Raw genomic sequence first — 19,425 nt, forward strand, 5'->3', positions numbered from 1 at the left:
CACGCCTGTGCCCCGCAGGCGTCGGTCCGGCGGGGCACAGGCGAGGGAGGAGAGGAGGAGGGAAGGGAAGGTCAGACGGCGACCGACTCCTCCATCTCTTCCTCCGTGTCGGCCTTCTCCTCCGGGTCGGTGGCGGCGCGGTCGGCCGCGGGGGCGGCCGGCGCCCGGTGGAGGCGGCGTTCGTGGAGGGCCGCGGCGACGAGGGCGAGGGCGCCCGCGGCCAGCCAGGCGACGAGGGTCCAGATGTGGCCCGAGAGACCGCGGCTGTCGAAGTAGAGGAGGGAGCGGAGCCCCTCGACGAAGCCCGCGCCGTTCCAGAAGGCGTGCAGGGAGCCGAAGAAGCCGTTCTGGAGGTGGGGGAGGAAGAGGCCGCCGGAGCTGGTGAAGTTCAGCATCACGAAGAGCACCATCATCGCGAGCGTGGTCCAGCGCTTGAGGAAGGTGTGCAGGCCGGTGCCGATGGCGAGGATGCCCGCCGCGTAGAGCCAGCTCAGGCCCCAGACCTGCAAGAGGCTGTGGTGGGCCAGGTGGAAGACGGGGCCGGCGAGGGCGGTGCCGATCAGGCTGACGACCAGGGAGACGCCGGCGGCCAGCAGGGCGCGCAGGCGCATCGGCAGGGCGCCGCCCGCGCCGCCGACCACGGCGACCGAGGCGTAGCCGCCGATGCTGACGGCGACCAGGAGGAAGAAGAGGCCCTGGCCGGTGGGGTCGTCGTCGACCGGGGCGGCCACGTCGGTGATGGTCAGCGGTGCGCCCTGCTCGGCGGCGAGCGGGGTGAAGACCTTCTGCACCGCGATGGCGCTCATGTCGGAGGCGGCGGAGGCGATCAGCAGCTCCGGCCGGTCGGCGTCCGGGACGAACGCGCCGGACAGCTCCTGGTCGTGCAGCAGCTCCCTGGCCTCGCCGCGGTCGGCGACGGTGCGGACGTCCAGTGCGTCCCCCGCCTGGTCCTTCACGGTCTGGGCGAGCACCTGGGTCTGGGGGCCGGAGCCGACCACCGCGACCGGTACCTCGTGCGGGTGGGGGCTGACGAAGGCGCTCATGTAGGCGAGGCCCATTCCCAGGCACATCACCAGCGGGGTGACGAGGTGGAGCAGGACGTGGCGCAGCGCGCCCGAGGAGGCCGGGGCGTGGGCCGCCGGTTTCCTGACTGAAGACATCGGATCGCTCTCCCGCACCGACTCCGCGCGGTGGTCTCGGCCGAAGGGGCCGAAGAACCCGGAGGCTCCGAGGGGCTCAGGAGGCCCGGGGGTGCCGCGCGGATCAGTGGTTGGCTATGACAACTTCTTAATTACTTTGTACTATACAACTAAATGCTCGGCAGGCAGCCCGGGCGTTCCGCGCGCTGTCCGCGCCGCGGTCACCGCTCGGAGGAAAGGGTGCGCCGGTGAGCCACCGGGAGGAGGCGCTGGAGACGATCCAGCGCGAGATGACGGCGTTCGCCCGCCGGGCCCGTGCGGCGGCCGCGAACCTGCACCCCGAGCTCTCGCTCGTCTCGTACACGCTGCTCAGTCACCTGGAGACCCGTGAGGGCATGCGGGCCACCGACCTCGCCACCCACTACCTCCTCGACAAGTCGACGATCAGCCGCCAGGTCGGGGCGCTGGAACGCTCAGGGCTCATCGAGCGGCGCGTCGCCGAGGACGACCACCGCGTCCATGTGCTCCATCTCACCAAGCGCGGCGAAGAGGTGCTCGCCCAGACCACCGACGTCCGCCGCGCCGCCTACCGGGAACGCCTGGGGGAGTGGGCCGAGGCCGACCTCGACCGGTTCGCCGACTACCTGCTCCGCTACAACGGCGCTGACGAGAACTGACCCCGGCTCCCTCGTGGGGCGCACCCCACGCGGTTTCCCCGGGGCGGGCCAGGGCACGCGCAGAGCTGACCGGTCGCACGCCTCGCGCCCCCCTTCCCCGACCGGGGTGCGGGCGGCGGCACGGTCGCGGCCCCCGTTTCCCGCCTCCCGCGAGGAGGTCGTACGGGCCGCTGCCCCCGTCCCCGTCCCGCCACTGGCACCCGGAGTCATGGAGAACGTACTGCGTCCGCTGATCGTCGTGGGCGGTGCCCTCGCCCTCACCCTGCTGCTCGGCTGGCTCGCCGACCTGCTGCTGCGCCGGGCCAACGCCCGGCATCCGGAGACCCCGCTCTGGGGTCTGCTGCGACGCTGCCGGCCGCCGCTCCAGGTGGTGCTGCTCACCGCGATCCTGCGCGGCGCGTACCGGCAGACCGAGCTGGAGATCATCCACGACCACGAGGCGGGCATCGGGCAGGTGCTCTCACTCGTCCTGATCGCCTCCACCGCCTGGCTGGTGCTGCGCGCGGCGGCCGCCGCCGTGGAGTCGACCTACGCGCGGTACGCCTCGATGTCCGCCGACCGGGCGCGGGTGCGGCGGGTGCGGACCCAGGTCACGCTCATCCTGCGGATCGTCACCGCCGTGGTCTGCGTGGTCGCCGGCGCCGCGATGCTGCTGACCTTCCCGGAACTGCGTGCCGTCGGCACCTCGATGCTCGCCTCGGCGGGCATCATCGGCATCGTCGCCGGTGTCGCCGCCCAGTCCACCCTCGGCAACCTCTTCGCCGGGTTCCAGATCGCCTTCGGCGACATGGTGCGGCTCGGCGACACCGTGGTGGTCGACGGCGAGTGGGGCGTCATCGACGAGGTCACCCTGACCGTGGTCGCGGTGCGCACCTGGGACGAGCGGCGCATCACCATGCCCGTCTCCTACTTCACCAGCCAGCCCTTCGAGAACTGGTCGCGCGGCGGCGTGCAGATGACCGGTTCCGTCTTCTTCCAGCTCGACCACCGGGCGCCGCTCAGCCTGATGCGCAAGAAGGTCGAGGAGATCCTCGACCACTGCGAGGCCTGGGACCGGCGCGACTGGAGCCTGGCGGTCACCGACTCCACCGCCACCACCATGGAGGTACGCGTCGTCGTCACCGCCCGGGACGCCGACGACATCTGGACCGCCCGCTGCACCGTCCGTGAGCAGCTCCTCGTCTGGCTGACGGAGGAGCACCCGTACGCGCTGCCCCGCATCACCACGGGCCCGGCCGCACCGGCCCCCGCCCGTCCCGCCGGCGGCCTGCTCGGCAAGGACGGCGGCGCGGCGGAGGAGCCCCGCGAACTGCCGGGCACCGGGCGGGGCTGACGACGCCCCTCCGCCCGTACCGGCGCCCTGACTCGGGGGCGTCGGATCACTCGCCCGCGCCCCGCGCCCTGGCCGCCGCCGCGTCCAGCAGCTCCAGGGCCTGGGCCGCCGTCCGGCCCGGGGCGCGGTTCCACGGGCCGATCAGGTCGCGCCAGCCGCGGGCGCGCAGCTCGGTCATGAGCCAGGCGGCCGAGCGGTTGGCGGTGTCCAGGCTGCCGTGGCCGAGGCGGTGCGCGGTGAGCAGGGCGCCGCACAGGCAGCGGGCCCCACGCAGATTCCGCATCCGGTAGGGGCGGTTCTGCCAGCCCCAGTCGACCAGCACGCGCCGCGCGTACGCCATGTGGGCCGAGGGGAGAACGTCGGCGGCGCCCGCACGCCGCCAGCCGTACAGGCGGTCCGGGAGGATCGCCCCCACCCGGCCCGGCAGCGGGGAGGCGGTGGCCGGGTCCGGCGCCGGGCGGGCGCGGGCGGCCTCCGCGACGAGCTCCGCCACCGGGACGGAGAGCAGGGCGCGCCATTCCTCCTGAGGGGCGGGAGCGGGGGCGGGGGCGGCCGTGGTGGACCAGGAGGCGACGAGTTCCTGCCAGACGGCGGACTCGTGGAGGAGGGCCGCCTCCTCGTCCAAGGTGTCGGGGGAGAGCGTGTGAGGGGGCGTCATGGGAGTCTCCAGCGGCAGGTGGTGTCCGATAGAAGGCTTTCGTTGTGTTGTGTCGGCTTCCGAGGGGCGACGCTGTACCGCTGCGAGGTGGGCGGCGTCCGTTCGGCGGACGCGGTTCGGGGTGTGCGGCGCGGGTTCCGGGCCGAACGGGTGGCTGGTTCTCGTCGCTGTGGCGAGGAGGTGGTGGTGCGGATTCGGCCAGTCGGTGGCCGGTTCAACTGAGGCACCGCGCTCCGGTCGTGCTGGGCGCGTGCGGCGCACTCCGAAGTGGTCACGGAGTCCCGCCGGGTGATCACCAAGTCGCCCGAACGCTCGCGGAACCTTCACGTACATGGCCCGCATGTCCCCGGAAAGCGGGGGAAGCGGCCACCGTTGCCCGAAGTGTCAGCAGGTCGCGGATTTGTGATTACGAAAACTTGTTGAACAAGTCACAGGCGCATGAAGGCCTTGATCTGCGCGCGTCAATCAGACAGGGTTTCGTCCCAGCCCCAGGAATTCGCCAGAATTTCCGGGGCGGTTGGCGTCCGGCCGCATCACCCGCCCCACCCCCACTGCCGTACTCGGGCGGACGGTGCGCGCCGCTCACCCTCACAACCCCCCACACAGCGCGAGGAGATCCCTCTTCATGGCAACTCACCAGCGTGCTCGCAGGACCAAGCTCACCGCCGCGATAGCCACCACCGCCATGGCCGTCGGCGTCACCGTCTTCGCGAGCCCGTTCGCGGGCGCCGCCCCGGCGCCCGTCGAGGGCAAGGTCTACGGCACGGCCGCCAAGGGCGCCGTCTCCGGCAGCTACATCGTCATGCTCGACAAGAAGGTCAGCGCGGCGGACAAGAAGGGCCTCGCCAAGGAGTACGGCGGCACCTTCAAGCGCAACTACGGCTCGGCCGTCAACGGCTTCTCCACCTCCGGCATGTCGCTGGAGGACGCCAAGCGCCTCGCCGCCGACCCGGCGGTGGACAAGGTCGTCCAGAACAAGAAGTTCACCATCGACGCCACCCAGACCAACCCGCCGTCGTGGGGTCTGGACCGCATCGACCAGACCGAGACCGCCGGCGACGGCGAGTACACCTACCCCGACTCGGCCGGTGAGGGCGTCACCGCCTACGTCATCGACACCGGCGTCCGCGTGACCCACGAGGACTTCGAGGGCCGCGCCACCTCCGGCTACGACGCGGTGGACGGCGACGACGACGCCGACGACGGCAACGGCCACGGCACCCACGTCGCCGGCACCATCGCCGGTGCCGCCCACGGCGTCGCCAAGAAGGCGGACATCGTCGCCGTCCGCGTCCTGGACGACAACGGCTCCGGCACCACCGAGCAGGTCGTCGCCGGTATCGACTGGGTCACCGAGAACCACTCCGGCCCGTCCGTCGCCAACATGAGCCTCGGCGGCGGCGCCGACGAGGCCCTCGACACGGCGGTCCGCAACTCGATCGCCGCCGGTGTCACCTACGGCGTCGCCGCGGGCAACGAGTCGAGCGACGCCTCGTCCAGCTCGCCCGCCCGCGTCGAGGAAGCCATCACCGTGGCCTCCTCCGACGAGGACGACGCGCAGTCGTACTTCTCCAACTACGGCGACACCGTCGACATCTACGCCCCGGGCTCCGAGATCACCTCGGCCTGGAACACCGGCGACGACGCCACCAACACCATCTCCGGCACCTCCATGGCCACCCCGCACGTCGTCGGCGCCGCCGCCGTCTATCTCGCGGGCAACCCGGAGGCCACCCCGGAGGAGGTCGCCACCGCGCTCACCGACGGCGCCACCCCGGACGCCATCACCAACCCGAGTTCGGGCACGCCCAACCTGCTCCTGAAGGTCGTCGAGTAATCACCCGACGCCTCCCGCCGACCCGTTCGGCACCGGGTGCCCCCGGGCTCCGGCCCGGGACACCCTCCCGGAACCGACGACCGCCGTGCCCGCCCCCACGGGGCACGGCGGTCGTCCGCGTTTTGCTGCCCCCGCCGCGGTCACATTCCTCTGTGCTGCCGGCCCGCCTCGGCGTGTCAGGGAAGGGAGCGGTGGCGCGGCGTACGCAGTCACGCAGGAGGGTGCGGCGGCGTTCGTGGACCGCCGGGTCCTCGTGGGCGGTGGCGGCGTAGACACCGCTCACCGGGGACCACGCGCACGACATGGCGATGACCAGGGCCATGAGGTCGAAGGGGTCGCCCTCGCCGACCAGGCCGGCCGCCTGGGCGCGCGCGGTGGCCTCGGTCTTGGCGCCGTCGAACCGGTCGGCCTCCCCGGTCAAATGGCCGGCGGGCCGGCGCTCCAGCCGGATCCAGGTGGCGAGGCGGACCAGTTCCGGGGTCACCAGGTACTCGTCGTAGAGGCGGACCGCCCAGTCGGCCAGGTCCTCGGCGTCGATCGGGACCAGGGTGGTGATCCCTTCCAGCGCATCGCTCACCACGGCATCGAAGAGGCCGTCCTTGCTGCCGAAGTACCCGAAGAGCATCGCCTTGTTGGTGCGTGCGGCCTGGATCACGCGCTCCACCCGGGCGCCCGCGATGCCGTACCGGGCGAACTCCGCCGTGGCCGCGTCGAGGATGCGCCGCCGGGTCGCGGCTCCGCGCTTCGTCGAGGGTTCTGCCGCCATGGCGCCACGCCAACAGACAGACCGGTCTGTTCGCCTCCAGGGTCACGGCGTCCTACCGTAGGCAGACCGAACAGTCTGTCAGGTGAACGTCCTGGGCCTCTGCATCGGCCGCCAGGAGCTGACCTCGTCGGGCACGGGCGGACTGCCCGCCACCGCCGAGATGCTGGCGTTCTGCGCCGAGCACGAGATCACCGCGGAGGTCGAGGTGCTGCCCTGCGCCCGGGTCGGGGAGGCGCTGGAACGGCTGGAGCGCGGGGACGTCCGGTACCGCTTCGTCCTGGACATGTCCGACCTCGACCGGTGAGGCCCGGCGGGGTCAGCGGGGGAGGACGGCCTCCACGGCCGCGGTGGCCTCGAGCGCCGGCCGGGCTGAGATTGGCCTCAGGCGCCGGCCGGGCTGAATTTCGCCGCTCCCCGGCTGCGGGTGGCGGTTCGAGACGGCCTCAAACGCCGGCCGGGCTGGAAGGCGGGCCGGGCTGTCGGGTGGCTGGTCTGGTGAGTCGGGCCTGGGCTGGTCTCAGCCTGGTCGGCGGTGGAGGCGACCTATCAAGCCCGGTCGGCGGTTGAGGCCGTCTTGAACCGGTGCTCGGAAGCGGAGAGCAGCCGCAAGAACAGCTCGGCCGGCGCTTGAGGCCGGGCCGTCCCGACGCCGGGGTCAGGCCGCCGCCAGGCCGAGGTCCGCTCGCTCCCGGTAGCGCCGGAGGACCAGGCGGGCCACCTCGGGCGCGGCCCCGAGGACGGGGGCGAGGGCGTCCGCCCCGGCGGACCCCTCGGCGATGCGGTCGGGAAGGCGCCCGGGCGCGAGGACGTAGGGCGCGACCACCACCCGACGCGCGCCTTCGGCGCGCAGGGTGGCGACCGCGTCCTCGGTCCGGGGACGCCCCGGACCACAGGCGGAGGCGAACGCAGGCCGCACGGCGCACCAACCGGTGCGCCGCCACTCCCGCGCGATGTCTGCGATCACTGCGATCGCCTCCGGGTCGGAAGAGCCCGCCGAGGCCAGCACGACCCCGGTCGAGCCACGCTGCCCGAGCTCCACCCCGGCTTCGCCGAGCCGCCGCTCCAGCGCCGCCGTCAGCAGCGGGGAGGGGCCCAGCACCCCGGCCTGCCGCACCCGCAGCAGCGGGAGCCGGGCCGCGGCCTCGCCGAGGACGGCGGGCAGGTCGGCCTTGGCGTGGAAGGCCCGGGTCAGCAGCAGCGGCAGCGCCACCACGTCCCGTGCCCCCTCGGCGTACAGCCGCTCCAGCAGCCCGGGCACGGTCTCCGCGTCGAAGTCGAGGAACGCGGCCTCGACCCGCAGCCCCGGGGCGAGCCCGCGGACCCGTTCCACCAGGGCGTGCACCGTGGCGGCGTGCCGCGGGTCCCGGCTGCCGTGGGCGACGACCATCAGGACGGGCGCGGCGGTGTCCGGGGTGCGGGCGGCGGGCGGGAAGGTGTGGTGGCGCATGGTCAGCTCCGGGCGAGCAGCCCGCGGTTGCGCAGTACCCAGCGCTCCAGCGGACTGAAGATCAGCAGGTCGATGGCGACGCCGACGACGAGGATGAGCAGGATCGCGAGGAACACCATCGGCATGCTGCTCGCGGTGCGGCCGTTCTCCAACAACTGCCCCAGGCCGATGCCCAGCTCGGGCGAGGAGGCGATGATCTCCGCCGCCATCAGCGACCGCCAGGAGAACGCCCACCCCTGCTTCAGCCCCGCCAGGTAGCCCGGCAGCGCGGCGGGCATGACGATGTGCCAGGTGCCGCGCAGCCCGGTCGCGCCCAGCGTGCGCCCGGCCCGCAGGTACAGCGGGGGCACCTGGTCGACGCCGGAGACGAGGCCGTTGGCGATGGAGGGGACGGCGCCCAGCAGGATCACCGCGAACATCATCTGGTCGTTGAGGCCCAGCCAGATCACCGCGGGCGGCACCCAGGCCACCGACGGCAGCGACTGGAGACCGGAGAGGACCGGCCCGATCGCCGCCCGGACGAACTTCACCCGGGCCACCAGCAGCCCCAGCGGCGTGCCGATGGCCAGCGCGAAGAGGAAGCCGAGCAGGCCGCGCGAGACGCTGGTCCAGATGTAGCCGAGCAGCGTTCCCTGGTACCAGGCCTCGGAGACCTCGGCCCAGACGGCACCGGGCGAGGGCAGCTTGTACTCCTCGGTGACCTGGGCCCACACCAGGACCTGCCAGACCACCAGCACCAGCGCGACCGCGACCAGCGGCGGCAGCACCTTGCGGACCAGGGTGTCGCGGAGCGAGGTGCGGCGGGTGGGGACCGCGTCCAGGGCGTCGAGCCCCGCCTCAAGGCCCGCCAGGTCCTCGGAGGGCTTCTTCGGCTCGCGGGCCGCCTCCTCGGCGGCGTCGCGGGTCTCAGTGCTGGCCATGGCGGCGGATCTCCCCACGCAGTTCTTCGGTGATCTCGACGGACAGCTCCGCGACGGCCGTGTCCTCGATGCGGCGCGGCTGCGGGATGTCCACCGTCCACTGCCGGGCGACCCGGCCGGGACGGGACGACAGCAGGACGACGCGCTGGGCGAGCCGTACCGCCTCGCGCACGTTGTGCGTCACGAAGAGGACGGACAGCTTCCGGCCGTCGGGGTCGTCGTTGGCGGCGTGCCAGACCCGGGTCAGCTCGTCGTGGAGCACGTCGCGGGTGATGGCGTCGAGCGCGGCGAACGGCTCGTCCATCAGCAGCAGCCGGCTGTCCTGGGCCAGCGCCCGGGCCAGCGCGACCCGCTGGCGCATCCCGCCGGACAGCTCGTGCACCCGCTTGCCGTACGCCCCGGCCAGCCGCACCCGCTCCAGCAGCTCCTCGGCGCGCGGGCGGCGCTCGGGCTTCGGGACGCCGCGCAGCTTGAGCGCCAGCTCGATGTTCTTGCCCGCCGTCAGCCAGGGGAAGAGCGCGTGCTCCTGGAACATCAGCGCCGGGCGGCCGGGCGTCTCGATGGTGCCGCCGCTCGGCGCGTCGAGCCCGGCGACCAGGTTGAGCAGGGTGGACTTGCCGCACCCGGAGGCGCCGAGCAGCGTGACGAACTCGCCGGGCGCCACGTCCAGGGTGATGTCGTCGAGGACGAGCTGGTCCCCGGCCGGGCCGGGGAAGGACTTCGAGACGTGGGCGATACGGGCTGCGGGCGACGGCGCGGCGCCGGCGGACGTACCGTCGGCGAGGCCTGCCTCGGTGACCGTGGTGGTCATGGGAGTCACCTCCGGGAAGGGGCCCGCCCGCCCGGGGTGAGCGGGCGGACGGGCTGCGGTCGGGGGTACCGGGACGGGAGGGCTACTTGACGCCGAGCCCGGCGTCGTCCACCGCGGGCGCGCCCTCGGCCTTGAGTACCTTGTTCAGCGGCCGCAGGTCGTAGATGCCCTGGAGGTCGGGCTTCTCCAGCAGACCGGCGTTGACCGCGTGCTGCGCCTGCGAGTCGAGGGTGGCGGCCAGCGGGTCGTCGGTGATCTGGATGGACTTCCACGCCGGGTCGAGGACGTCGGCGGGCAGCGGCTTGCCGGTGAGGGACTTCAGCGCGTCGTTGGCGGACGCCTTCGCCTCCTCCGGGTTGTCGTTGATCCACTTGTTGGTCTTCACCGACCCCCGCAGCACCGCCTCGACGGCGTCCGGGTGCTCCTTGACGAACTTCTGCGACACGATGATGTTGGTGATCACGAACTTCTTGTCGGGCCACAGGTCGGCCTCGTCCAGCAGCGCCTTCGCGCCGTCGGCGACCAGCTTGGACGCGGTCGGCTCCGGCACCCACGCGCCGTCCAGCGAACCGGAGTTGTAGGCGTCCGGGGTGATCTTGTTGTCGGTGCGGACCACCGACACGTCACCCTTGCCGGACTGCGGGTCGACCTTCCAGCCCTGCTCGGAGATCCAGTGCAGGAACGCCACGTCCTGGGTGTTGCCGAGCTGCGGGGTGGCGATCTTCTTGCCCTTGAGGTCCTTGACCGACTTGATCTTGTCGGGGTTGACGACCAGCTTGACGCCGCCGGAGGCGGAGCCGCTGATGATGCGCAGGCTGTCGCCCTTGGACTTGACGTAGCCGTTGACGGACGGCGAGGGGCCGATGAAACCGATGTCGATGGAGCCCGAGTTGAGCGCCTCGATCTCGGAGGGCCCGGCGTTGAAGGTGGAGGGGACCAGCTCGGCGCCGCCCAACTCCTTCTCGATGAGGCCCTTCTCGACGCCGACCAGCGCGGTGGCGTGGGTGAGGTTCGGGAAGTAGCCGACCTTCACCTTGTCGGTGGAGAGCTTGCTGCCGCCCGCGGCCTTCTCGGGTTTCTTCTCGGCGGCGGCGTCCGAACCGTAGCCGCAGGAGGCGAGGGCGCCGACGAGCAGCGGCAGGGCCGCGGCGGCGGCCAGGGCCCGCAGGGGCATGCGGGTACGGAACGGGGGACGGCTGGCAGGCACGGGAGGTGTCCTCTCGCAGGCCCGGCGCTTCAGGGGCCCCGTCGTCGGGGCGGCCGGGCGGTCGGCGGTCTTCGGTGGAGCGGGTGGGGGGCGTGGGCGCGCGAGCGGTGCGCGTACGTCAGCGCGCACATCGCGCGACCCCGCCCTGCCCGCTGCCGAGCGCCCCGCTGCCGACCCGGCCGCCCTCCTTCGCGAACGTCCCGTAGACGTCCGCGAAGGAGCGGTGGGTGAGGTCGGCCCGCCGGGCGCGGAACGCGCCCGGCGCGGTGCTGCCGCCCGTCGTCATCTCAGAAGTCCCAGCCCTCGTCGTCGGCCTCGGCCGCGGACTTCGCGGCGGCGGCGCCGTCGGCGAAGGCGTCACCCGCCATTCCCGCGGTCAGCGTCGTGCCGTCCGCCGGGTCGATCAGCAGGAACGATCCGGTACGCCGCGAGAGCGCGTACGCGTCCAGCGCCAGCGGCTCGGCGGTGCGCAGCCGCACCCGGCCGATGTCGTTGGCCTCCAGCCGCCCAGGCTCGGGGTGCTGCGAGAGGTCGTCCAGGGTGAGCCGGGAGGGGATCGCCTCGACGATCGCCTTCACCGTGCGGGTGGTGTGCTTGAGCAGCACCCGGTGGCCCACGGTCAGCGGCGCGTCGGCGACGTGGCAGACGGTCGCCGTGACCTCGCGGGTCAGCTCCGGAGCCTCGGCGGCCGGGGCGATCAGGTCGCCGCGGGAGACGTCCACGTCGTCGGTGAGGCGGACCGTCACCGACTGCGGCGCCCAGGCGATGTCGGTCGGCTCGCCCAGCGCGTCGATGGCGGCGACGGTGGTGGTCCGCCCGGACGGCAGCACCACGACCTCCTCGCCGACCCGCAGCGCGCCCGAGGCGATCTGCCCCGCGTACCCGCGGTAGTCGGGGTGCTCGGTGCTCTGCGGCCGGATCACATACTGCACCGGGAAGCGCGGGGCGCAGGCGGTGAGGTCGTGGCTGACCGGGACGGTCTCCAGGTGCTCCAGCACGGTCGGCCCGGCGTACCAGTCCATCCGTGCCGAGGGCTCCACGACGTTGTCCCCGGCCAGCGCCGAGATCGGGATGGTGGTCACCTCGGGCACGCCCAGCGAGGTGGCGTAGGCGGTGAACTCCTCGGCGATGGCGGCGTAGACGGGCTCGGCGTAGTCGACCAGGTCCATCTTGTTGACGGCGAGCACCACGTGCGGCACGCGCAGCAGCGCCGCGACGGCGGCGTGCCGGCGGGTCTGCTCGACCACGCCGTTGCGGGCGTCGACCAGGACCACGGCCAGTTCGGCGGTGGAGGCGCCGGTGACCATGTTCCGGGTGTACTGCACGTGGCCCGGGGTGTCGGCGAGGATGAACCGGCGCCGGGGCGTGGCGAAGTAGCGGTAGGCGACGTCGATGGTGATGCCCTGCTCGCGCTCGGCCCGCAGGCCGTCGGTGAGCAGTGCCAGGTCCGGGCCCTCGTGGCCGCGGCTGAGCGAGGCGGCCTCGACGGCCTCCAGCTGGTCGGTGAGGACCGACTTGGAGTCGTGCAGCAGCCGCCCGACCAGGGTGGACTTGCCGTCGTCGACGGAACCGGCGGTGGCGAACCGCAGCAGGGTGGTGGCCGAGAGCTGCTCGGTGGCGGTGGTGGTGGTCACGGCTAGAAGTACCCTTCGCGCTTGCGGTCTTCCATCGCGGCCTCGGACAGCTTGTCGTCGGCGCGGGTCGCGCCCCGCTCGGTGAGGCGGGAGGCGGCGATCTCGGTGATGACGTCGTCCAGCGTGGTGGCGTCGGAGTCGACGGCGCCGGTGCAGGACATGTCGCCGACGGTGCGGTAGCGCACCAGGCGGGTCTCGACCGGCTCGTCGTCCTTCGGGCCGCCCCACTCGCCGGCCGTCAGCCACATGCCGCTGCGGCGGAAGACCGGCCGCTCGTGGGCGAAGTAGATCTCCGGCAGCGCGATCGACTCCCGGGCGATGTACTGCCAGACGTCCAGCTCGGTCCAGTTGGAGAGCGGGAAGACGCGGACGTGCTCGCCGGGGGCGTGGCGGCCGTTGTAGAGCTGCCACAGCTCGGGGCGCTGGCGGCGCGGGTCCCACTGGGAGAACTCGTCGCGCAGCGAGAAGACGCGCTCCTTGGCGCGGGCCTTCTCCTCGTCGCGGCGCCCGCCGCCGAAGACCGCGTCGAAGCGGTGCTCGCGGATGGCGTCGGTCAGCGGCACGGTCTGGAGCGGGTTGCGGGTGCCGTCGGGGCGCTCGCGCAGGGTGCCCGCGTCGATGTACTCCTGCACCGAGGCGACGTGCAGCCGCAGCCCGTGCTCGGCGACGGTCCGGTCCCGGTACTCCAGCACCTCGGGGAAGTTGTGCCCGGTGTCGACGTGCAGCAGCGAGAAGGGCACCGAGGCCGGGGCGAACGCCTTCAGCGCCAGGTGCAGCATGACGATGGAGTCCTTGCCGCCCGAGAAGAGGATCACCGGGCGCTCGAACTCGCCCGCCACCTCCCGGAAGATGTGCACGGCCTCCGACTCCAGCGCGTCCAGGTGACTCAGCGCGTACGGGGTCTCGGGGCCGGCGGCCCGCGAGGAGGAAGCGACGGTCGTCATGCGCTCCGCCTTTCGTGTCGGGAGCCGGTCTGCTGCTCGTGGGGGCGGGGGGTCGGCCGCCCGGCCGGGGCGCGCCTCACAGCAGTCCCCGCTCGGCCAGCAGGTCCCGCAGCGCCTCGGCCGACTCGGCCACGGTCGAGGTGTGCGTCTCGATCCGCAGGTCCGGGGCCTCGGGAGCCTCGTAGGGGTCGTCCACCCCGGTCAGGCCGCTGATCTCGCCCGCCGCCTGACGCGCGTACAGGCCCTTCACGTCGCGCTCGGCGCAGACCTCCACCGGGGTGGCGACATGCACCTCCAGGTACGGCGTGCCGTTCTTGCGGTGCCGTTCGCGGACGGCCTCGCGGCTGTCCGCGTACGGCGCGATGACCGGCACCAGCACGGTCACGCCGTGCGAGGCGAGGAGTTCGGCGACGAAGCCGATGCGCTGGACGTTGGTGTCCCGGGCGGCCCGGTCGAAGCCGAGGCCCGCCGAGAGGAAGGTGCGGATCTCGTCGCCGTCGAGCACCTCGGCGCGGTGGCCGTCGGCGGCGAGCAGCGCCGCCAGCTCCCGGGCGAGGGTGGTCTTGCCTGCGCTCGGCAGACCGGTGAGCCAGAGGGTGGCTCCCGTCACGTTCTTCTCCTGCCTCTGCGGATGGATCTGCTGCGGGTCGTTCTGACGCCGGGGGATCTGCGAGGTCGCCGCCCCGGCGGGCGGTGGCGTGGTGGTCTCCATGGCTCAGCCGTGCAGCCCGCACTCGGTCTTGCCGGTGCCCGACCAGCGCCCGGCCCGGGCGTCCTCCCCGGCCGCCACCCGGCGGGTGCAGGGGGCGCAGCCGACCGAGGCGTAGCCGTCGGTGAGCAGCGGGTTGGTGAGGACGCCGTACTCGCTGACGTACGCGTCCACGTCGTCCTGGCTCCAGCGGGCGATGGGGGAGACCTTGACCTTGCGGCGGCGCGCGTCCCAGCCGACGACCGGGGTCTTCGCGCGGGTCGGCGACTCGTCGCGGCGCAGCCCGGTCGCCCAGGCGGCGTACCCGGACAGGCCCTCTTCGAGGGGCTTGACCTTGCGCAGGGCGCAGCACAGGTCGGGGTCGCGGTCGTGGAGCTTCGGGCCGTACTCGGCGTCCTGCTCGGCCACGCTCTGACGCGGGGTCAGGGTGAGGACGTTGACGTCGAGGACGGCGGAGACGGCGTCGCGGGTGCCGATGGTCTCCGGGAAGTGGTAGCCGGTGTCGAGGAAGACGACGTCGACGCCGGGCCGCACCCGGGAGGCGAGGTGGGCGACGACCGCGTCCTCCATCGAGGAGGTGACGCAGAACCGCTCGCCGAAGGTGTCGGCGGCCCAGCGCACGATCTCCAGCGCGGACGCCTCCTCCAGCTCGGCGCCGGCGCGCTCGGCCAGCGCGCGCAGCTCCTCGTCGCCGGTGTCCGGCGCGGCGGCCGGTTCGGTGCGGATCTCGCTCATATCTGCTCGCCCTTTGAGGTGGTGTCCCGGGCCAGCCCGCGGGTGAGCAGGCCCAGGAACTTCAGCTGGAACGCGCGGTTGCACGCGGCGCACTCCCAGGCGCCGTGGCCCTGTTCGCCGGGGCGCAGGTCCTCGTCGCCGCAGTACGGGCAGTGGAACGGGGCGGCACGCTCGCTCACGACAGGGCCTCCTCGTCGGCGCGGGCGGCCCAGCTCGCGAACCGCTCACCCTCCTCGCGGCCTTCCTGGAAGCGCTTGAGCACCCGCTCGACGTAGTCGGGGAGTTCGTCGGCGGTGACCTTCAGCCCGCGCACCTTGCGGCCGAACCCGGCCTCCAGGCCGAGCGCGCCGCCCAGGTGCACCTGGAACCCCTCGACCTGCTGGCCGTCGGGGCCCATCATGAGCTGCCCCTTGAGGCCGATGTCGGCGACCTGGATGCGGGCGCAGGCGTTCGGGCAGCCGTTCAGGTTGATGGTGATCGGCTCGTCGAACTCCGGGATGCGGCGCTCCAGTTCGTCGATGAGGGCGGCGCCGCGCGCCTTGGTCTCGACGATCGCCAGCTTGCAGAACTCGATGCCGGTGCAGGCCATCGTGCCGCGCCGGAACGGGGAGGGGGTGACGGTGAGGTCGAGCGCCTCCAGGCCGGCGGTCAGGGAGGCGATCTGGTCCTCCTCGACGTCCAGCACGATCATCTTCTGCTCGACGGTGGTGCGCAGCCGGCCGGAGCCGTGCGCCTCGGCCAGCTCGGCGATCTTGGTGAGGACGGTGCCGTCGACGCGGCCGACGCGCGGGGCGAAGCCGACGTAGAAGCGGCCGTCCTGCTGCCGGTGGGCGCCGATGTGGTCGCGCCAGCGGGCCACCGGCTGGTCCGGGGCGGGGCCGTCGGTGAGCTTGCGGCCGAGGTAGTCGTCCTCCAGGACCTGGCGGAACTTCTCGGTGCCCCAGTCGGCGAGGAGGAACTTCAGGCGGGCGCGCGTGCGCAGGCGGCGGTAGCCGTGGTCGCGGAAGATCGAGATGACGCCCTCGTAGACCTCGGGCACCTCCTCCAGCGGGACCCAGGCGCCGAGGCGCTGGCCGATCTTGGGGTTGGTGGAGAGGCCGCCGCCGACCCACAGGTCGAAGCCGGGGCCCAGCTCGGGGTGGCGGACGCCGACGAAGGAGATGTCGTTGATCTCGTGGGCGACGTCCAGCAGCGGCGAGCCGGAGATCGCCGACTTGAACTTGCGCGGCAGGTTGGAGAACGCGGGGTTGCCGATGACGCGGCGCTGGATCTCGTCGATGGCCCAGCTGCCGTCGATGATCTCGTCCTCGGCGATTCCGGCGACCGGCGAGCCGAGGATGACGCGCGGGGTGTCGCCGCACGCCTCGGTGGTCGACAGGCCGACCGCCTCCAGCCGGTTCCAGATCTCGGGGACGTCCTCGATGCGGATCCAGTGGTACTGGATGTTCTGCCGGTCGGTGATGTCGGCGGTGCCCCGGGCGAACTCCTGGGAGATCTCACCGATCACCCGCAGCTGCTGGGTGGTCAGGCGGCCGCCGTCGATGCGGACCCGGAGCATGAAGTACTCGTCGTCCAGCTCCTCCGGCTCCAGCACGGCGGTCTTGCCGCCGTCGATGCCGGGGCGGCGCTGGGTGTACAGACCCCACCAGCGCATGCGGCCGCGCAGGTCGTTCGGGTCGATGGAGTCGAAACCGCGCTTGGAGTAGATCGTCTCAATGCGTGTCCGCACATTGAGACCGTCGTCATCCTTCTTGAACTGTTCGTTGCCGTTCAGCGGGGTGAAGTGACCCACGGCCCACTGACCCTCACCACGGTGACGGCCCGCCTTGCGGCGCGGCGTGGCGGCAGCGGGATTCTGCGGGGTTGCGGCCATGGATGGTACGTCCTTCGGGACAGCAGGAAACGGCTCTGACCTGGGCATACGTGCGAGCGGGCAGGCGTGCGCGACGTGGTGCGGGCCGGGCGGGGAAAGGGGGGAGGGTGGCGCTGCCGGAGCTAGCGGCCGACCCGACAGATGGCGCTGGACATGCGGCCGAGATCGACGTGCCGCCGACTCACCAAGGCAATTCCAGCTGTAGACATGACGGAAGCGTGGCACGACGCTCTTCCGGCAGTCCACCGTAATCCAGCATGCGGACACCCTTGTCCCGCATCGTGGGACAAGGGTGTCGGTGAGGCGGCTCGGCGACCGGAGCCGGCACGGCACGAAAAGCGATCTTTACGGGCGGAACGGTCACGCCTCGGCGGACGGCCCTCCTCTGACGAGCACTCAGCCCCCGACGGCCGGCCGTCCGGGCTCCTCGACGTCGTACGGCAGCGGACCGGCGCCCGGCCACGGACCGGGCGTCGCCACCTCGTCCTCCTCGGCGGTCTCGGTCCGGTACAGCCGGAAGCCGCGCCGCAGGTAGTTGTCCATCGCGTGCGGCCCGTCCTTGCTGCAGGTGTGCAGCCACACCCGCTTGGTCGGCGCGAAGCCCTCCCGCCGCTCACCCAGGTCCCAGGCACGGGCCACCGCCTCCGACAGCAGGGGCCCGCCGATCCCGCGCCCCCGGAAGGCCGGGATCAGCCCGAAGTAGACGATCTCCACCGAGCCGTCGGCGGCCGCCTCCAGTTCGGCGTACCCGGCGGGCGTGCCGCGGTCGTACGCCACCCAGGTCTCCACCTCCGGACGGCAGACCGCCCGCTCCCACTCGGCCCAGGTCAGCGCCAGCCGGTCGGTCCAGCGGATGTCCTGGCCGACGGAGGCGTAGAGGAAGCGGCTGAACTCCGGGGACGGGGTCTCGGCCCGCATGATCAGCGGGCCCTCGCCGGCCATGTCGGCCGCGCGGGCGCGGGCCGGGGTGGCGGGGCGCAGATCCCCAGGGGAGGTCTGCTCCAGGTACCAGGTGGTCACGGTGATGCTCATGCGGCCAGGCAACCACGCCCCCCGCCCCGCTCAGCGGCGGGGGGCCGTCCCGGCGCGGGCCCGCACCACCGCCGGGGCCAGCGAGTGCGGCAGCAGCGCCGACCGGTCCTCGGGGAGCACCACCTCCACGCCGGTGCCCTCCCGGAAGCGGTACGGGCGGTGCTCCAGCAGCTCGCCCAGGTAGCGGCGCATCCGCGACAGCTCGGCCCGGACCGTCACCCGGCGCCCGGCGTCCCCGAAGACCGCCTCGGCCAGCGCGCCCGCCGAACACCCCGACTCCTCGCCCGCCAGCAGGAACAGCAGCTCGGCGTGGCGCGGGGAGAGGTCGTGGGTCCACGAGCCGACCTCACCCGCCACCGTCAGCGACGGCCGGCCCGGCTCGGAGAGGTCCAGCCGCAGCCGGGCGACCCCCGCGTGCGGGCGCAGGGCCGGGCGCAGCAGCCAGCCGCCGGGCAGCGGTTCGGCCGAGCAGAGGCCCAGCGGGCCGAGCCGGACCGGGCCCGCGCTCAGCGTGCGGGGCAGCGGCAGCCGGTCCACCGGCGCCATGCCGGTGACCGCCGCGACCCAGCCCTCCTCGTCCACCGCCACGGCCCGCCCGCCGATCCGGGCCAGCAGCGGCGCCGCGACCGAACGCAGCCGGTCCAGGCCGCGCAGATGGCGGGCGCGCAGTTCCGCCTCGGCCAGCTTCGCCACCGACTCCACCAGCTTCAGCATCGCCGGGTGCAGGGTCTCCAGCAGGCCGCTCACGTCGACCACGCCCAGCAGGCGGCCGTCGCGCGGGTCGGTGATCGGGGCGCCCGAGCACGTCCACCGGTGATGGGCGCGGACGAAGTGCTCGGCCGAGAAGACCTGTACCGGGCGGCGGGCCACCAGGGGCGTACCGAGGCCGTTGGTGCCCGAGGTGGCCTCGCGCCAGTCGGCGCCCGGAGCCAGCCCTATCGCGTCCGCGTGGCGCAGCACCGACTGATGGCCCTCGCGCCACAGCACGACGCCGTCCGCGTCGCAGACGACCATGATGTGCTGCGCCGACTCGGCCACGGAGACGAGGCCGTCCCGCAGCAGCGGCAGCACCTCGGTGAGGTGCGAGCGCTGGCGGCGCTCGGCCAGCTCGGCCGAGGTGAGCGGGCGGGGGCGGACCGCGCGCTCCGGGTCGACGCCCCGGCGCAGCATCCGCTCCCAGGACGCGCCTATCTCCGGGCGGGGCGGGACGGCCGGGGGCTTGCCGGAGAGCGCTGCCGCGTGCGCCTCGGCCATCAGCCTCGCCGCGCGGCCCACGTCCCGGCCGGCGAGGCGGCCTAGGTCGATGGCTGCCTGGGTCACGGTGTGTCTCCTCGATCGTCGCCCGGGGGTGCGCTCCGCGCGGGGGGTGCGGGGTGCGGGGTGCGGGGTGCGCTCCGCGCGGGGGTGTGCCGGGTGTGCTGGGGACATCGTGCCTGGGAGCGGGGGGTGTGGGGGTGGACTTCGCGGATCGGGCTGCAACCCTTTGCAACTCTCGTGCGAGGTGGGGTGGGGGTTGAAGCTTGGGGGGTGGTTTCGCCTTCGGCTCTGGTCGAGGGGGTGGCTGCTTTGGGGTGGTGCCGTGTCGGCGCGGCATCACCCCCTTTTTTGTCCCCAGGCGTCGGACGGGCTGGGAGTGTGTCGTCAGGCGCCGGGTGGGCTGGGGTGGGGTCTCCTCAAACGCCGGACGGGCTTGAAATGAGTCC

General features: G+C 73.1%; 19 protein-coding genes and 2 pseudogenes. 4 read left to right on the forward strand and 17 right to left on the reverse strand.

All coding sequences use genetic code 11. From position 1 onward, the window contains the following. Window positions 1–71: 71 nt before the first annotated feature. Window positions 72–1,160 carry a hypothetical protein gene (locus ACFWMZ_RS04010; protein WP_383182115.1) on the reverse strand — a complete coding sequence of 363 codons (1,089 nt, stop codon included), beginning with the start codon at window positions 1,158–1,160 and terminating at the stop codon, window positions 72–74. Between the two features lie 227 nt (window positions 1,161–1,387). Between ACFWMZ_RS04010 and ACFWMZ_RS04015 the strand changes: the two genes are divergently transcribed. Both ACFWMZ_RS04015 and ACFWMZ_RS04020 read left to right on the forward strand, forming a co-directional pair. Next, the gene (locus ACFWMZ_RS04015) at window positions 1,388–1,816 is read left to right on the forward strand and encodes a MarR family winged helix-turn-helix transcriptional regulator (protein WP_383182114.1); all 429 of its coding nucleotides are present in this window, start codon (window positions 1,388–1,390) and stop codon (window positions 1,814–1,816) included. 208 nt (window positions 1,817–2,024) lie between these two features. Then, window positions 2,025–3,149, forward strand: a complete 1,125-nt coding sequence (locus tag ACFWMZ_RS04020) for a mechanosensitive ion channel family protein (RefSeq protein ID WP_383182112.1) — start codon at window positions 2,025–2,027, stop codon at window positions 3,147–3,149. A 46-nt stretch (window positions 3,150–3,195) separates the two neighbouring features. Here ACFWMZ_RS04020 and ACFWMZ_RS04025 read toward each other — a convergent pair whose 3' ends face one another. Continuing rightward, window positions 3,196–3,807, reverse strand: coding sequence for a hypothetical protein (locus ACFWMZ_RS04025; RefSeq protein ID WP_383182110.1), 612 nt, complete (start codon window positions 3,805–3,807; stop codon window positions 3,196–3,198). Window positions 3,808–4,432: 625 nt separating this feature from the next. On the opposite strand from ACFWMZ_RS04025, the gene ACFWMZ_RS04030 reads away from it, so the two are divergent. Continuing rightward, window positions 4,433–5,644 carry a S8 family serine peptidase gene (locus ACFWMZ_RS04030; RefSeq protein WP_383182108.1) on the forward strand — a complete coding sequence of 404 codons (1,212 nt, stop codon included), beginning with the start codon at window positions 4,433–4,435 and terminating at the stop codon, window positions 5,642–5,644. A 184-nt stretch (window positions 5,645–5,828) separates the two neighbouring features. On the opposite strand, the pseudogene ACFWMZ_RS04035 reads toward ACFWMZ_RS04030, so the two are convergent. Further along, a pseudogene (locus ACFWMZ_RS04035) lies at window positions 5,829–6,410 on the reverse strand (TetR family transcriptional regulator); the annotation flags it as partial. Window positions 6,411–6,507: 97 nt separating this feature from the next. Here ACFWMZ_RS04035 and ACFWMZ_RS04040 point away from each other — a divergent pair. Then, a pseudogene (locus tag ACFWMZ_RS04040) lies at window positions 6,508–6,714 on the forward strand (NAD(P)-dependent alcohol dehydrogenase); the annotation flags it as partial. 351 nt (window positions 6,715–7,065) lie between these two features. Here ACFWMZ_RS04040 and ACFWMZ_RS04045 read toward each other — a convergent pair. From ACFWMZ_RS04045 to ACFWMZ_RS04110, 14 genes are all read right to left on the reverse strand, one after another. Further along, window positions 7,066–7,857 carry a sirohydrochlorin chelatase gene (locus ACFWMZ_RS04045; protein ID WP_383199429.1) on the reverse strand — a complete coding sequence of 264 codons (792 nt, stop codon included), beginning with the start codon at window positions 7,855–7,857 and terminating at the stop codon, window positions 7,066–7,068. A gap of 2 nt (window positions 7,858–7,859) precedes the next feature. Next, on the reverse strand, window positions 7,860–8,777 hold the full coding sequence (locus ACFWMZ_RS04050; RefSeq protein WP_383182102.1) for an ABC transporter permease: 918 nt from the start codon (window positions 8,775–8,777) through the stop codon (window positions 7,860–7,862). Then, complete coding sequence (locus ACFWMZ_RS04055; protein ID WP_383199430.1) at window positions 8,764–9,588, reverse strand: ABC transporter ATP-binding protein; 825 nt, start codon at window positions 9,586–9,588, stop codon at window positions 8,764–8,766. Before ACFWMZ_RS04055 ends, ACFWMZ_RS04050 begins: the two co-directional genes overlap by 14 nt. Window positions 9,589–9,670: 82 nt before the next feature. Continuing rightward, entirely contained in the window at window positions 9,671–10,762 is a 1,092-nt protein-coding gene (locus ACFWMZ_RS04060; RefSeq protein WP_383199432.1) for an ABC transporter substrate-binding protein, read from the reverse strand. Between the two features lie 151 nt (window positions 10,763–10,913). After that, window positions 10,914–11,081, reverse strand: coding sequence for a hypothetical protein (locus ACFWMZ_RS04065; protein ID WP_383182096.1), 168 nt, complete (start codon window positions 11,079–11,081; stop codon window positions 10,914–10,916). Between the two features lies 1 nt (window position 11,082). Then, complete coding sequence (locus ACFWMZ_RS04070) at window positions 11,083–12,429, reverse strand: sulfate adenylyltransferase subunit 1 (RefSeq protein WP_383182094.1); 1,347 nt, start codon at window positions 12,427–12,429, stop codon at window positions 11,083–11,085. 2 nt (window positions 12,430–12,431) lie between these two features. Further along, the gene (cysD, locus tag ACFWMZ_RS04075) at window positions 12,432–13,373 is read right to left on the reverse strand and encodes a sulfate adenylyltransferase subunit CysD (protein ID WP_383182092.1); all 942 of its coding nucleotides are present in this window, start codon (window positions 13,371–13,373) and stop codon (window positions 12,432–12,434) included. Window positions 13,374–13,449: 76 nt separating this feature from the next. Further along, on the reverse strand, window positions 13,450–14,085 hold the full coding sequence (gene cysC, locus ACFWMZ_RS04080; protein ID WP_383182090.1) for an adenylyl-sulfate kinase: 636 nt from the start codon (window positions 14,083–14,085) through the stop codon (window positions 13,450–13,452). A 3-nt stretch (window positions 14,086–14,088) separates the two neighbouring features. Further along, complete coding sequence (locus ACFWMZ_RS04085; RefSeq protein WP_383182088.1) at window positions 14,089–14,817, reverse strand: phosphoadenylyl-sulfate reductase; 729 nt, start codon at window positions 14,815–14,817, stop codon at window positions 14,089–14,091. Further along, window positions 14,814–14,996: a hypothetical protein gene (locus ACFWMZ_RS04090; protein ID WP_383182086.1), complete on the reverse strand. Its 183-nt coding sequence runs from the start codon at window positions 14,994–14,996 to the stop codon at window positions 14,814–14,816. The genes ACFWMZ_RS04085 and ACFWMZ_RS04090 overlap by 4 nt, the downstream gene beginning before the upstream one ends. Continuing rightward, complete coding sequence (locus ACFWMZ_RS04095) at window positions 14,993–16,690, reverse strand: nitrite/sulfite reductase (RefSeq protein WP_383182084.1); 1,698 nt, start codon at window positions 16,688–16,690, stop codon at window positions 14,993–14,995. The genes ACFWMZ_RS04090 and ACFWMZ_RS04095 overlap by 4 nt, the downstream gene beginning before the upstream one ends. Window positions 16,691–16,812: 122 nt before the next feature. Next, window positions 16,813–16,899 (reverse strand): putative leader peptide, encoded by an 87-nt coding sequence (locus tag ACFWMZ_RS04100; protein ID WP_383182141.1) that lies wholly within the window; start codon window positions 16,897–16,899, stop codon window positions 16,813–16,815. Window positions 16,900–17,086: 187 nt separating this feature from the next. Continuing rightward, a complete protein-coding gene (locus tag ACFWMZ_RS04105) occupies window positions 17,087–17,722 on the reverse strand; it encodes a GNAT family N-acetyltransferase (RefSeq protein ID WP_383199434.1) in 636 nt (211 codons plus the stop codon). Between the two features lie 30 nt (window positions 17,723–17,752). Further along, entirely contained in the window at window positions 17,753–19,042 is a 1,290-nt protein-coding gene (locus ACFWMZ_RS04110; protein ID WP_383199436.1) for a GAF domain-containing protein, read from the reverse strand. Between the last annotated feature and the right edge of the window lie 383 nt (window positions 19,043–19,425).

The organism is Streptomyces sp. NPDC058373 (genome assembly GCF_042723275.1).
Taxonomy (GTDB): Bacteria; Actinomycetota; Actinomycetes; order Streptomycetales; family Streptomycetaceae; genus Streptomyces.